The sequence below is a fragment of the Undibacterium sp. Jales W-56 genome (genome assembly GCF_025548535.1).
GTDB lineage: Bacteria > Pseudomonadota > Gammaproteobacteria > Burkholderiales > Burkholderiaceae_D > Undibacterium.
Map to the genome: position 1 here is coordinate 13,508 of NZ_JAJLQW010000002.1, position 13,589 is coordinate 27,096.

At 61.6% G+C, this 13,589-nt stretch carries 15 protein-coding genes; 7 read left to right on the forward strand and 8 right to left on the reverse strand.

Annotated features, from left to right (window positions below; all coding sequences use genetic code 11):
* The first annotated feature begins 53 nt into the window (after window positions 1-53).
* The 4 genes from LPB67_RS06010 to LPB67_RS06025 are packed head-to-tail and all read left to right on the forward strand — an operon-like array spanning window position 54 to window position 4,536.
* Entirely contained in the window at window positions 54-1,736 is a 1,683-nt protein-coding gene (locus LPB67_RS06010) for a Mu transposase C-terminal domain-containing protein (RefSeq protein ID WP_011875634.1), read from the forward strand.
* 2 nt (window positions 1,737-1,738) lie between these two features.
* Window positions 1,739-2,647 carry a TniB family NTP-binding protein gene (locus LPB67_RS06015; protein ID WP_009687862.1) on the forward strand — a complete coding sequence of 303 codons (909 nt, stop codon included), beginning with the start codon at window positions 1,739-1,741 and terminating at the stop codon, window positions 2,645-2,647.
* Window positions 2,644-3,861 (forward strand): TniQ family protein, encoded by a 1,218-nt coding sequence (locus LPB67_RS06020; protein WP_070221479.1) that lies wholly within the window; start codon window positions 2,644-2,646, stop codon window positions 3,859-3,861. Before LPB67_RS06015 ends, LPB67_RS06020 begins: the two co-directional genes overlap by 4 nt.
* Window positions 3,862-3,921: 60 nt before the next feature.
* Window positions 3,922-4,536 (forward strand): recombinase family protein, encoded by a 615-nt coding sequence (locus LPB67_RS06025; RefSeq protein ID WP_062739166.1) that lies wholly within the window; start codon window positions 3,922-3,924, stop codon window positions 4,534-4,536.
* A gap of 66 nt (window positions 4,537-4,602) precedes the next feature.
* On the opposite strand, the gene LPB67_RS06030 is transcribed toward LPB67_RS06025, so the two are convergent.
* From LPB67_RS06030 to LPB67_RS06065, 8 genes are all read right to left on the reverse strand, one after another.
* The gene (locus tag LPB67_RS06030; protein ID WP_005797960.1) at window positions 4,603-5,034 is read right to left on the reverse strand and encodes an EamA family transporter; all 432 of its coding nucleotides are present in this window, start codon (window positions 5,032-5,034) and stop codon (window positions 4,603-4,605) included.
* A 28-nt stretch (window positions 5,035-5,062) separates the two neighbouring features.
* A complete protein-coding gene (locus LPB67_RS06035) occupies window positions 5,063-6,415 on the reverse strand; it encodes an ATP-binding protein (RefSeq protein ID WP_062739164.1) in 1,353 nt (450 codons plus the stop codon).
* Window positions 6,391-7,056 carry a response regulator transcription factor gene (locus LPB67_RS06040; protein WP_005797956.1) on the reverse strand — a complete coding sequence of 222 codons (666 nt, stop codon included), beginning with the start codon at window positions 7,054-7,056 and terminating at the stop codon, window positions 6,391-6,393. Before LPB67_RS06040 ends, LPB67_RS06035 begins: the two co-directional genes overlap by 25 nt.
* A 22-nt stretch (window positions 7,057-7,078) precedes the next feature.
* A complete protein-coding gene (locus LPB67_RS06045) occupies window positions 7,079-7,837 on the reverse strand; it encodes a membrane protein (RefSeq protein WP_005797954.1) in 759 nt (252 codons plus the stop codon).
* Between the two features lie 9 nt (window positions 7,838-7,846).
* The gene (locus tag LPB67_RS06050) at window positions 7,847-8,296 is read right to left on the reverse strand and encodes a hypothetical protein (RefSeq protein ID WP_005797953.1); all 450 of its coding nucleotides are present in this window, start codon (window positions 8,294-8,296) and stop codon (window positions 7,847-7,849) included.
* A 29-nt stretch (window positions 8,297-8,325) separates the two neighbouring features.
* Window positions 8,326-9,108: a membrane protein gene (locus LPB67_RS06055; RefSeq protein WP_005797951.1), complete on the reverse strand. Its 783-nt coding sequence runs from the start codon at window positions 9,106-9,108 to the stop codon at window positions 8,326-8,328.
* Between the two features lie 70 nt (window positions 9,109-9,178).
* The gene (locus tag LPB67_RS06060; RefSeq protein ID WP_040329257.1) at window positions 9,179-9,775 is read right to left on the reverse strand and encodes an undecaprenyl-diphosphatase; all 597 of its coding nucleotides are present in this window, start codon (window positions 9,773-9,775) and stop codon (window positions 9,179-9,181) included.
* A gap of 56 nt (window positions 9,776-9,831) precedes the next feature.
* Window positions 9,832-10,167 (reverse strand): PepSY domain-containing protein, encoded by a 336-nt coding sequence (locus tag LPB67_RS06065; protein WP_005797945.1) that lies wholly within the window; start codon window positions 10,165-10,167, stop codon window positions 9,832-9,834.
* Window positions 10,168-10,413: 246 nt separating this feature from the next.
* Here LPB67_RS06065 and LPB67_RS06070 point away from each other — a divergent pair, with 246 nt between their 5' ends.
* Genes LPB67_RS06070 through LPB67_RS06080 form a run of 3 tightly spaced genes read left to right on the forward strand, consistent with a single transcriptional unit; the run spans window position 10,414 to window position 13,589 of the window.
* Complete coding sequence (locus LPB67_RS06070; RefSeq protein ID WP_134222393.1) at window positions 10,414-10,989, forward strand: recombinase family protein; 576 nt, start codon at window positions 10,414-10,416, stop codon at window positions 10,987-10,989.
* A gap of 4 nt (window positions 10,990-10,993) precedes the next feature.
* On the forward strand, window positions 10,994-12,628 hold the full coding sequence (locus LPB67_RS06075; RefSeq protein ID WP_134224091.1) for a DDE-type integrase/transposase/recombinase: 1,635 nt from the start codon (window positions 10,994-10,996) through the stop codon (window positions 12,626-12,628).
* Entirely contained in the window at window positions 12,618-13,589 is a 972-nt protein-coding gene (locus LPB67_RS06080) for an ExeA family protein (protein WP_134222394.1), read from the forward strand. Before LPB67_RS06075 ends, LPB67_RS06080 begins: the two co-directional genes overlap by 11 nt.

Here is a 13,589-nt window from a genome sequence, read left to right on the forward strand (position 1 = left end):
CTGCACGAAACTCGTCTATGCTCAATACTCGTGTGCACCAAAGCGAGATGAGCATGGCGACCGATACCGCACCGATTACCGAGCACGGCGTGGCCACCCTGCCAGAACAGGCATGGGAGCGTGCGCGTCGTCGCGCGGAGATCATTGGGCCGTTGGCGCAGTCGGAGACGGTTGGGCATGAAGCGGCCGACGCGGCAGCCCAGGCATTGGGGCTGTCCCGGCGGCAGGTCTACGTCCTGATCCGCCGTGCCCGGCTAGGATCGGGGCTGGTCACTGACTTGGCTCTTGGGCAGTCGAGCGGTGGCAAAGGTAAAGGCCGCTTGCCGGAGTCGGTCGAACGAATCATCCGCGAGTTACTGCAAAAGCGCTTCCTGACCAAGCAGAAGCGTAGCTTGGCGGCGTTCCACCGCGAAGTTGTGCGGGCGTGCAAGCTGCAAAAGCTGCGGGTGCCGGCGCGCAACACGGTGGCTCTGCGGATCGCCGGCCTCGATCCGCGCGAGGTCACTCACCGCCGGGAAGGACAAGATGCCGCCCGCGACCTGCAAGGTGTTGGTGGTGTTCCGCCACCCGTCTCCGCGCCGCTGGAGCAGGTGCAGATCGACCACACAGTCATCGACCTGATCGTGGTGGACGAGCGCGACCGGCAACCGATTGGCCGTCCATACCTGACCCTCGCCATCGACGTATTCACCCGCTGCGTGGTTGGCATGGTCGTTACGCTGGAAGCCCCGTCCGCCGTCTCGGTCGGCTTGTGCTTGGTGCATGCCGCCTGCGACAAGCGCCCTTGGTTGGAAGGGTTGAACGTAGAGATGGATTGGCCGATGAGCGGCAAGCCCAGACTGCTCTACTTGGACAACGCGGCTGAGTTCAAGAGCGAGGCGCTGCGCCGTGGCTGCGAGCAGCATGGCATCCGGTTGGACTATCGCCCGCTCGGGCAGCCGCACTACGGCGGTATCGTGGAACGGATCATCGGCACGGCGATGCAGATGATCCACGACGAATTGCCGGGGACGACCTTCTCCAATCCTGACCAGCGCGGGGAATACGCCTCCGAGAAGATGGCCGCCCTGACACTGCGCGAGCTGGAGCGCTGGCTCACATTGGCGGTCGGCACCTATCACGGCTCCGTGCACAACGGCCTGCTCCAACCGCCGGCCGCGCGCTGGGCCGAAGCTATCACGCGGACCGGCGTGCCAACCGTCATCACTCGCGCTACGGCTTTTCTGGTCGATTTTCTGCCCATCATCCGCCGCACGCTGACCCGCACCGGCTTCGTCATCGACCACATCCACTACTACGCCGATGCGCTCAAGCCGTGGATAGCTCGGCGGGACCGCTTGCCTGCGTTCCTGATCCGGCGCGACCCGCGCGACATCAGCCGCATATGGGTGCTGGAACCAGAGGGGCAGCACTACCTGGAAATTCCCTACCGTACCTTGTCGCACCCGGCTGTCACCCTCTGGGAACAACGACAGGCGCTGGCGAAATTGCGGCAGCAAGGGCGCGAACAGGTGGATGAGTCGGCGTTGTTCCGCATGATCGGCCAGATGCGCGAAATCGTTACCACCGCGCAGAAGGCTACGCGCAAGGCGCGGCGCGACGCGGATCGACGCCAGCATCTCAAGGCAACGGCAACGCCTGTCAAAACCACGCCACCACCGGGCGCTGACATGGATGGGCAGCAGGCAGACAACCAGCCGCCGGCCAAACCGTTCGACCAGATTGAGGAGTGGTAGCCGTGGAAGAATATCCCATCATCGACTTGTCCCACCTGCTGCCGGCGGCCCAGGGCTTGGCCCGTCTCCCGGCGGACGAACGCATCCATCGCCTTCGCGCCGACCGCTGGATCGGCTATCCGCGAGCAGTCGAGGCGCTGAACCGGCTGGAAATCCTGTATACGTGGCCAAACAAGCAACGCATGCCCAACCTGCTGCTGGTCGGCCCGACCAACAACGGCAAGTCGATGATCGTCGAGAAGTTCCGGCGCACGCATCCGGCCAGAGCCGACGCCGACCAGGAGCACATTCCGGTACTGGTCGTGCAGATGCCATCCGAACCGTCGGTAATCCGCTTCTACGTCGCGCTGCTCGCGGCGATGGGTGCGCCATTGCGACCGCGCCCACGGCTGCCAGAAATGGAACAACTGGCGCTGGCACTGCTGCGCAAGGTCGGCGTGCGCATGCTGGTGATCGACGAGTTGCACAACGTCCTGGCCGGTAACAGCGTCAATCGCCGGGAATTCCTCAATCTCCTGCGCTTCCTCGGCAATGAACTGCGCATCCCACTGGTCGGGGTCGGCACGCGCGACGCCTACCTGGCCATCCGCTCCGATGACCAGTTGGAAAATCGCTTCGAGCCGATGATGCTGCCGGTATGGGAGGCCAATCACGATTGCTGCTCACTGCTGGCCAGTTTCGCCGCTTCGCTTCCACTGCGGCGCCCCTCGTCGATTGCCACGCTGGACATGGCCCGCTACCTGCTCACACGCAGCGAGGGCACCATCGGCGAACTGGCGCACTTGCTGATGGCGGCGGCCATCGTCGCCGTGGAGAGCGGCGAGGAAGCGATCAACCATCGCACGCTGAGCATGGCCGATTACACCGGTCCCAGCGAGCGGCGGCGGCAATTCGAGCGGGAACTGATGTGAAGCCAGCGCCACGCTGGCCACTGCATCCGGCCCCCAGAGAAGGCGAAGCCTTGTCTTCGTGGCTCAACCGCGTGGCCCTTTGCTATCACATGGAGGTGTCCGAGCTGCTGGAGCACGATCTTGGTCACGCTCAGGTTGAAGACCTGGATACCGCGCCACCACTGGCGCTGTTGGCGATGCTCTCCCAGCGGAGCGGCATCGAGCCGGACCGGCTGCGTTGCATGAGTTTCGCCGGCTGGGTGCCTTGGCTACTGGACAGCCTTGATGATCAGATTCCAGACGCATTGGAAACCTATGCGTTCCAGCTCTCGGTGCTGCTGCCGAAACTCCGCCGTAGGACGCGATCCATCACGAGCTGGCGTGCCTGGCTGCCCAGCCAGCCGATACATCGCGCCTGTCCTCTCTGTCTGAACGACCCGGCAAACCAAGCCGTACTGCTTGCATGGAAGCTGCCCCTGATGCTGAGCTGCCCGCTGCATGGCTGCTGGCTGGAATCCTATTGGGGCGTGCCTGGGCGGTTTCTCGGCTGGGAGAACGCCGACACTGCGTCGCGCACCGCCAGCGACGCGATTGCAGTGATGGACCGGCGTACCTGGCAGGCACTGACGACCGGCCATGTGGAACTGCCGTGCCGACGCATCCACGCTGGATTGTGGTTTCGACTGCTACGCACGCTGCTCGATGAGCTGAACACCCCGCTTTCGGCGTGCGGAACCTACGCGGGGTATCTCCGCCAAGTCTGGCAAGGCTGCGGGCATCCGCTGCGTGCTGGGCAAAGTCTGTGGCGACCGTATGAAACCCTGAACCCGGCAATACGGTTGCAGATGCTGGAGGCGGCGGCAACGGCAATCAGCTTGATCGAGGTGAGGGATATCAGCCCGCCAGGCGAGCATGCAAAGCTGTTCTGGTCCGAGCCCCAAACCGGGTTCACCAGTGGTCTGCCGGCGAAACCGCCGAAGCCCGAACCCGTCAATCACTGGCAACGGGCGGTCCAAGCTATCAGTGAGGCGATCATTGAAGCCCGGCACGACCCCGAGACGGCACGCTCGCTGTTCGCGTTGGCTTCCTATGGTCGGCGCGATCCCGCTTCCCTGGAACAGTTGCGCGCCACCTTTGCAAAGGAAGGCATTCCCCCGGAATTTCTGTCACATTACGAGGCTGATGGACCCTTTGCATGTCTTAGACAGAATGACGGGTTAAGTGACAAATTTTGACGACCAGAACTTTCCGGTGCACACTGTCACATAATCGAACGTATATGTGACAGGTGCAAGATGCTGATTGGCTACATGCGGGTATCGAAAGCAGACGGCTCACAGGCCACCGACTTGCAGCGTGATGCACTGATCGCTGCCGGCGTCGATCCGGCCCATCTCTACGAGGATCAAGCGTCGGGCAAACGCGAGGATCGTCCCGGCCTGTTGAGCTGCCTGAAGGCGCTACGACCGGGGGATACGTTGATGGTGTGGAAACTTGACCGGCTCGGGCGCGATCTGCGGCATCTCATCAACACCGTGCATGACCTGACCGGGCGAGGCATCGGTCTGAAAGTGTTGACTGGGCACGGTGCAGCCATTGACACCACGACGGCCGCCGGCAAGTTGGTCTTCGGCATCTTCGCCGCGCTGGCCGAGTTCGAGCGCGAACTGATTACCGAGCGCACGATTGCAGGATTGGCTTCGGCGAGGGCGCGCGGTAGGAAGGGCGGCCGGCCCTTCAAGATGACTGCCGCCAAGTTGCGGCTGGCGATGGCCGCTATGGGGCAGCCCGAAACCAAGGTCGGCGATCTATGTCAGGAACTGGGCATCACAAGACAGACCTTGTATCGGCACATTTCGCCGAAGGGCGAGTTGCGCCTTGATGGCGAGAAACTGCTCAGTCAAGTTTGATGGCAGGACAGCGGTTACTGTAGACGAATCGTGACGACTGGTTGAGTCAGTATGTCCTACCTGTTATCACTTGAACGCCAATAACAGAACGCCTCCGGCGACCATCGAAATGCCGGACCACTCCCTCAGTGACGGGCGTTCGCCCAAAAAGGCGAAAGCAAATACCGCCACCAGGACAAGACTGAGTTTATCCACTGGCGCAACCTTGGATGCATCGCCAATCTTGAGTGCGCGGAAGTAGCAGACCCACGATGCCCCTGTCGCCAAGCCGGACAGCCCGAGAAAAAGCCATGTCTTGGGTGATAACTCCAAGGGGTTGGTCCATTTCCCCGTGTAGGCAACAAACGCCGACAGGACGACGATGATGATGGCCGTGCGGATCAAGGTGGCCAGATCGGAATCAACTCCCTGAATGCCAACCTTGGCAAAAATAGCCGTCAGTGCCGCAAGGATAGCGGACAGCAAAGCCCAATAAAACCACCCCGCCGAATTAACCATTTAGCCTGCCTCCGCGTTTCTCAAACCGCTACCGCATGGGAGCGATAACGGCAACATTTAAGCCAGTTTGCTTCTCTTGATCTGAGAAGTCGAGGCGGATTTCAGCACCGATGCGATTGGCAATCGTCTGGACAATGGATAGTCCCAGACCCGAGCCGATCTGCTCGCTCCCCAGCGTGCGGTAGAAGGGATCAAACACTCGATCCCGTTCAGCCAACGGAATGCCAGGCCCACTGTCCTGAATACGTAGTACGACCTTCCCTTCCGAAACACCCACAGAAAGATCAACACGCCCTCCCTCTGGCGTGTAGCGGATGGCGTTATCGACTAGGTTCTTGACCACAGCGATCATGTCCAGCTCGCTTGCCCACACTTCGGCGTCCAGCGCGCCTTCGACACCGATGTCGATGTGCTTGGCCTCGGCCAGCGGCATGAGGTCTTCCAGCACGCGGCGGTAGATGCTCTGGACAGATACAGGCGACTTCGGCAGGTCGGTGGCCGACTGTGCCTTGGCCAAGGTCAAGAGTTGATCGAGCAGGCTGCGGCCGCGCTCGATCCCTTGGCGCAAAACCGTCAGCCGTTCGCGCGCCACGCTGGACATTTCCGCTTCCGCGAGCCGTTCTGCTTGCAGCGACATGGCTGTCAGCGGCGAACGTAGCTCGTGCGCGGCATCCGCCACAAAGCGGCGCTGAGATTCCATCGACTGGCTGACACGAGCGAGCAGGCGATTGATCGCCACGGCAAACGGACGTACCTCGACCGGAAGGTGGCGGTCTTCGACGGGATGCAGTTCCTGCTCTGCCCGCTGGTCTATTTCCTTGGACAGCGCCGCGATGGGCTGGAACATCTTGCGCACCAGGTCAGCAACGATCAACAGCAGCACCGGCACGAGAATCAAGAAAGGCATCACCGTGCGCAGTGCCCCGTCGCGGGCAATTTCATTGCGGAAACCGGACTCCTGAGCCACAGCAATGCGTTCGCCGCTCGCCGTGGTCTTGACCAGCACGCGAAACGTCTCGCCACCAACTTCCAGCGTGTGCAATCCATCCGCCAAGGTCGCCGGGAGCGGGAGCACGCCTCCTGCATCCACGCCTACCGTAGAGGGACTGACCTCACCCAAGCGCTGGACGATCACGCGCGACTCTTCATCGACATCCTTGAGACGGATATCGGTGGTTGGCACGGCAGGCAACAAGCGCTGGCGATCCATGAGCTGCGCCACCTGGCGCAGTACATCGTCCTGTAGTTCGTGCGCTTCATCGAAGGCGGACAGGAACGAGAATACGCCCGCCACAACGGCCACCACGAGGATGGCCAGCGACAAGGTGAAGGACAGCTTGAGCTGAACTGATTCGTTCAAGCGCCTTTTGAGACCATCCATCCGACCCCCCTGACGTTCTTGATGACCTCGCCACCGAGCTTGCGCCGCAGTGCGTGGATCAGATATTCGACGGCATTGCTTTCGACTTCTTCCCCCCAGCCATAGATGCGATCCTCCAGTTCGCTGCGCGAAAGGATGGCACCAGGCCGAACCAGCAAGGCTTGCAGTAACGAGAACTCGCGGTTGGACAGTTGCACTTGGGGGCCATCATTGGCACAAGCCTCTTTGGTGGCCGGGTCGAGCGTCACCACGCCGTTGCTGAGCACGGGAGCTGCCGTGCCACCTTTGCGCCTCAGGACGGCGCGCATCCGAGCCAGCAGTTCCGCCATCTGAAAGGGCTTGGACACATAGTCGTCGGCCCCGCCATCCAGGCCGCGCAGGCGATCATCCAGACCATCGCGAGCCGTGATGATGAGCAGGGGAACCGGGTTGTCCTTGGCTCGGATGCTGGCCAGCACCTCCAGCCCATCCTTTCCGGGCAGACCGAGGTCGAGTAGCACCAGGTCGTAATGCTGGCAGCCCAGCGTGGTGAGCGCCGTCTGCCCGTCCTTCACCCAGTCGGCGGCGTAGGACGCATCCTTCAATGCGCCCTGGATCGCGTCACCGATCATGGGATCGTCTTCGACAAGCAATACCCGCATTCCCCCTCCGTTCAATCGTTGTTCAATGTGCCGTCCTGGCTGCTCTCTGCCTGAACAGCAGGATCGCAGTCAGCATGAAGGCCAACAGTGCGGCCGATGCCGAATAGCGGCTCAACGCCAGACCACCCGCGCTCAGTGGCTTGTCCAGAAAATCCCCGACCACGGCACCCAGCGGGCGAGTCAGGATGAACGCCGCCCAGAACAGCAGCGTGCGGGACACGCTCGTCCAGTAGTAGGCTGCCACGACCAGCGCGAGCAGCCCGCCGAACACGACGGCCGCACCCGTGTAGCCCAAGCCCGCCGTGTCGGCTGTCCAGTCGCCTAACGCGGTGCCCAGCGTTTGGGAGAACATGATCGTCAGCCAGTAGAAGGCTTCTGCCTTGGGCGAGCTGACCGTGCTCACCGACACGGAGCCGAGGGTGCGATGCCAGACGAAGAGCGAGCCGAGCAGCAAGGCCAGCAGCAAGCTCGAACCTCCAGCGTACCCGATTCCCAGCGATCGATCCGCAAAATCGGCCAATGTCGTGCCGACCGTGGTCGTGGCGATGATGGTTGTCCAGTACAGGAAGGGATGGAAGCCTTTGGCCTTGACCTGCGCGACGACGGCAGCCAGGAAGATCGCCGCGAAGATGGCTGTACCGACCAGGTAGCCCAGGTTCATGGACATCGAAACCGCATCACCGCCAGTTTCACCGAGCGTCGTGGCGGCAATCTTGATGAGCCAGAAGCCCAGCGTGACTTCGGGCACCTTGGCCAGCGCGTGTTCAGTGGATGTTTTCATGGGGCGCGCTCACTTTCCTTCGAGCGTGTTAAAGGTTTTCAGCAGGGCATCCATCGCAGCCTTGCAGTCAGCCTGGCTTGGCGTGTCTGCGCGAAGCGTCGCAAGCGACTTGTCGATGGCCTTGTCGAGCAGATGCCAGTCATCTGCCGCGCGCGGTTTGAGTCCGGCTTCGGCCGAATCCCATGCGACTTCCAAGTCCTTGATGCGTGACTTGGCAGCAGGCAGATCGCCCTTGTCAACGATGGCGGCGACATCGGTGGCGATGCTGCGGAAGGCCGACAGGTCGCCCAGCTTGGATGCAGTTTTGACTTGCAAGGCCGAGACAGTCTGGGCCGGTGTAGTTGATGCCGAGCTTGCGTTGTTCTGATCGGCAGATTTGGAACAACCAGCCGCGAGGACCACGAGCACGGCGGCCGAAATGGCGGCAACAGGGCGAGCGATTGAGTGCTTTATGAGCATGTTTTTCTCCTTGTGTAGAGCGAAGATGGTTATTCGACGAGCTGGGCCGAGCGGCGTCCATTCATGCCGATCTGCGCGACGGCCACCAGCATGACGATCACCGTGAGGAACAAGGCGCTTGTCCACATGGCACCCATGCCAAGGCCGCCATAGGTCTTGGCCTGAGTCAGCAAGTCGCCGAGTGCGGCCCCGAAGGGGCGGGTCAATATGTAGGCGATCCAGAAGGTCAGAACGGCGTTGCCGCCCATGCGCCAGGCGGTATAGGTGATGCCAATCAGCACACCGAACGCCACCGCGCCCCAGGTAAAGCCCAAGCCCAATGCCTCGGTCGCCAAATCGCCAGCAGCCGTGCCCAGCGCGAACGTGCAGAGGATGGCAGCCCAATAGAACAGCTCCCGGCTGCGCGTCACAATGTCGTGAATGGACAGGGTGCGCTCGATCCGATACCAGACGAAGAAGATCGCGGCGAGCGCAACGGCGAACGCCGAGGTGCTGATGTACAGGCTGACGCCAAGGCCATCGGTCAGCAGATCGGTGATCTGGGTGCCGACCACGCTGACCAGTACCACCGTCAGCCAGTAAATCCAAGGGGTATAGCGTCGGGTGCGCAACTGCATGAACAAGGCGGCCGCCAACAGGGCAGCCATGACGGTTCGAGTCACGCCTTGCCCCCACCCTGCGTTGACCGCCAGGAAATCGGCTCCCGTCTCGCCCACCGTGGTGGACATGATCTTGATGATCCAGAACGACAGCGCGACTTCCGGGACTTTATTGAGCCAGCCAGTGGTGCTGCTCGTGGGCAATTTGTTCATGGTGTTCTCCTGCCGGGGGTGAAATGGTTTGCCAGCAGTTTGAACATGCTGACTTAGCCCGCCCATAGGCTCACTCGCGCACCCATCCAAGCGCGATCAACCCGCTGAAAAGCCGCCGATGGATTCCGGTGGCAAGTTGATAACTTGGCAATAGATACCAGTGTGCTTCACGTAACGTCAGCCAGGCACAGATTGCAGCAACGGCGATGGCCCCGAGCATGTCGAATGGGAAGTGCACTCCAAGGTAGATGCGCGCCCAGGCAATGGGAACGCCCAGCAAAGCCAAAGTCACGCCTGCAATTCGTGGGCCTCGTTGCAGCGCGAGGCTGAAGGCAACCGCCCACCACAGCGTCAGGTGATCGCTTGGGAAAGACGAATCGGCAACATGAGGGATGAGGGTGTGACCCAGGCCGATCATGAAAGGTCGGGGATGCAACCAAGCCAGGCCGATGATCTGGTTGATGAGCAGGCCCAGCAATCCCGATGCGCTAGCAACGAGCATCGTCTTGCGGGTAGGCTCGCCGCCGCGAAGCCAGCCGATGCCGATCAGGAGTGGAACCGCCCAGATGAGCTGTTCGGCCAAGAAGGTGGCCAACGTCAGAGCCAAAGCACTGGGATGCTCCGGTGCGTTGAGCCAGAGAAAAAATGTATGGTTGAGTGATTCCATGAGGTCTCCGGGCCGGATCGCCTCCGAGGGAAACGATCCGGCCATACTGTCGGGAGTCAGTCCCGCTTGTCGTGGTCATCATCGTGATCCGCCTTGTCCTCGGCAGACGAGATGACCGTGCCCTTGTCGGCATCGACCCGGACATCGAAGACCTTGGCCCCGCTGACGACTTCCACGTCGTAGACCCAGCCTTGCTTCGAGTTCTCGTACTCGGCGCGTGACGCCTTGCCATTGGCGTGCTGCTCGGCGACGGTGACCGCCTGTGTGAGGGGAATCTTGGCCTTGCTGATTGCCAGTGCGTCGTTTTCCATACCGCCATTGGCGGCGTAGGCGACCGCGCCGGTTGCAGCGATGGCGACGGCCAGAAGGGAAAGTTTGGTATAGCGGTACATGATGCTTCTCCAGAAGAGTGCAGGGATTTGCACAGTGGAGAAGGTACGCAGGCAGACTTAGCTCGCACTGAGCCGGGAAGTTTTCGCTCTCGCCGATGTAGTGTTATCGACTCCTGACAATTGGTGCAGTCGTCTTCTGAAAATGACAAGCGGCAGCTTGCTCAAGCACAGCGACAATCCACAATCCCTTTCCAATATTCAAAGTCCAGCTATACTGAATTTTCGTGATTTATTGGACAAGTCGCCATGCTGATCGGCTACGCCCGTGTATCGACCGACGACCAGAACTTGGACTTGCAGCGCGATGCGTTGCAGGCGGTCGGTTGCGAGCGTGTCTTCGAGGACATGGTGAGCGGAGCCAGAGCGGACCGCACCGGGCTGGTTACCTTAATGAGCATGCTACGCGCCGGCGACACCGTAGTCATCTGGCGGTTGGATCGGCTGGGCCGGTCGCTCAAGAACCTGATCGAGCTGGTCGAGCGGCTCGAATCAGCCAAGGTCGGGCTGCGCAGCCTGCAAGAAAACATCGACACCACGTCGAGCGGCGGCAAGCTGGTCTTTCACCTGTTCGGCGCACTGGCCGAGTTCGAGCGCAACCTGATCCGCGAACGGACGCAGGCCGGACTGGTCGCGGCGCGCGCGCGCGGCCGCATGGGCGGTCGGCCGAGGCGCCTTGATCCTGTCAAGCTCGCGCTCGCCGTGAAATTGCACCGGGAGCGCAACCACACTGTTGAGGAAATCTGCAAGATGATGGGGATTTCCAAATCCACGCTCTACAACTACCTAGACAAGGCTGAGAGCGATGGCTGCCGGGTGGCGTAAGCAGATCCCGGCCGAATCGCTGCTGCAATTGCGGCAGCGGCTCGACCGTCTGCCTCACAAAAGTCCGGAGCGTGCCGCCCAAGTGCGCGCCATGTCCGAGCTGTACGGCATGTCCACCACGTCGGTGTATCGCGCCCTGAAGGACTTTCTGAAGCCGCGCGTAGTCCACCGCACCGATCACGGCAAGCCGCGCGTCCTGCCGAAATCGGAACTGGAGCGCTACTGCGAGCTGGTCGCTGCCCTCAAGCTACGCACGACCAACAAGCAGGGCCGCCACCTGTCCACGAAGCGCTCCATCGAGCTGCTGGAGGAATATGGCGTCGAGACGGTACAGGGACTTGTGCGCGCACCGCAAGGGGTGCTGACGCGCAGCACGGTCAACCAGTACCTCACACTTTGGCACCTCGACCAGCCGCGCCTGCGCCGGCAGCCGCCAGCCGTGCGCTTCCAGGCCGAGCACAGCAACGACTGCTGGCAGTTCGACATGTCGCCGTCCGACCTCAAACGGATCGACAAGCCGGACTGGATCGAACCGGGAAAGGGCGAGCCGACGCTGATGCTGTACAGCGTCGTGGACGATCGTAGCGGTGTGGCCTATCAGGAGTACCGCTGCGTCTATGGCGAAGATGCCGAATCGGCGCTGCGCTTCCTGTTCAACGCGATGGCAGCGAAGGCGGACCCCGAATATCCGTTCCAGGGGCGGCCGTTGATGATCTACCTGGACAACGGCCCTGTCGCCAAGAGTCGCGTATTCCAGAATGTGATGCACGCGCTTGGTATCGAGTGGATGACACACATCCCGGCCGGCAAAGACGGCGAGCGGGTTACAGCGCGCTCCAAGGGAAAGGTCGAGCGGCCGTTTCGCACAGTGAAGGAAGCCCACGAGACGCTGTACCACTTCCACAAGCCGGAGACCGAGCAACAGGCCAACGAATGGCTGTTGCGCTATCTGATGCGTTACATTCGCCAGGATCATCGCTCCGAGCAGCATTCGCGCATCGAGGACTGGCTTGCCAATTTCCCGAGCGGCGGCATCCGGCAGATGTGCGCCTGGGAGCAGTACTGTCGCTTTGCCCGCGAGCCGGAGCGGCGCCGCGTTGGCGTGGACGCGCGCGTGTCGGTGGAGGGTACCAGCTACGAAGTCGAGCTGGACATGGCCGGTGAATATGTGTTGCTGCTGTGGGGGCTGTTCGACAACGAACTGTACGTGGAGTACGAAAGCGTGCGCACCGGCCCGTACTACCCGGTCGCCGGGCCGATTCCATTGAACCGCTATCGCGCCTTCAAGCGCGGCGCGGCCGACGCGCGCGCCGACCGTATACGCACCCTGGCCGACCAGCTCAAGCTGCCCATCGAGGCGCTGGCCGGCAAGGACCTGCACTTGGCCCCGCTGAATCTACCAGGCGAATTACCAATCCAGCCCTTCGACGCCGAGGCGCACGAATTCCATTTTGCAAACGTCATCGCCGCCAAGCTGGCGATAGCGGGCGAGCTGGCCAAGCCGCTGGCCAAGCTGTCGCCAGCAGATCGCGCCGTCATCGACCAGGTACTGAGCGAGACGCTGACGCGCAGCGTCGTGCTTGCGCGCATACGAGATTATTTCCGAAACAAGAAGACTGGAGAGGACCATGCGAGTTGAAGTGATGCAGTACTACGGGCTGACGCAACCACTGAGCCAGGCCGGCTACTACGAAACTGACCACCACAAGCAGCTGATCAAGGACATCAAAGGGGCCACCCTTGAGGGGCGGCTGATCGCCTTGTGCGGTGTTGTCGGCAGCGGCAAAACAGTCACGTTGCGCCGCCTTCAGCAGATTTTGAAAGACGAGAACCGCGTTGCCGTCGCTAAGTCGCTGTCCGTGGAAAAGCACAGCATCAAGTTGGCCACCTTGATCTCCACGCTCTTCTACGACCTTACGCAGGACAAACAGGTGCAAATTCCCAAGCAGAGCGAAAAGCGCGAGCGCGAATTGCAGGAAATCGTCAAAAAGGGGAAGCGGCCGGTGGCACTGTTCGTCGACGAGGCGCACGACTTGAACGGACACACCCTCATCGGCCTCAAACGTCTGATGGAAGTGGTCGAGGACGCAGGCGGCCGGTTGTCGGTGATCCTGGCCGGCCATCCGAAGCTGCGCAACGACCTGCGCCGCCCGACCATGGAAGAAATCGGCTACCGGACCGATATCTTCACGCTCGATGGCGTCGCCGGCAGCCAGCGCGAGTACATCCTGTGGCTGCTTGGCGCCAGCGCGGCTCCGAACACTGATCCAGAATCGATCCTGAACAGCGAGGCAATCGATATCCTGTCCACCAAGCTGCGCACGCCGCTGCAAGTCCAACTGCACCTGACCTTGTCGCTGGAAGCGGGCTACCAGACCGGCGAGAAGCCTGTCACGGCCGCGCTGGTGGAAACTGTGCTGTCGCGCCAGCTTGACGATCTGGAGCCGACCCTGACCCGCCACGGGTACAGACTGAAGGATATGGTCGAACAGTTCGACGCCAAGCCAGCGGAAATCCGCGCGCTGTTCAACAACAAACTGGAACCGGCGCGCACAGCGGAGCTGCGCGACCGGATGCTTGCCGCTGGCCTGCCCATCTAA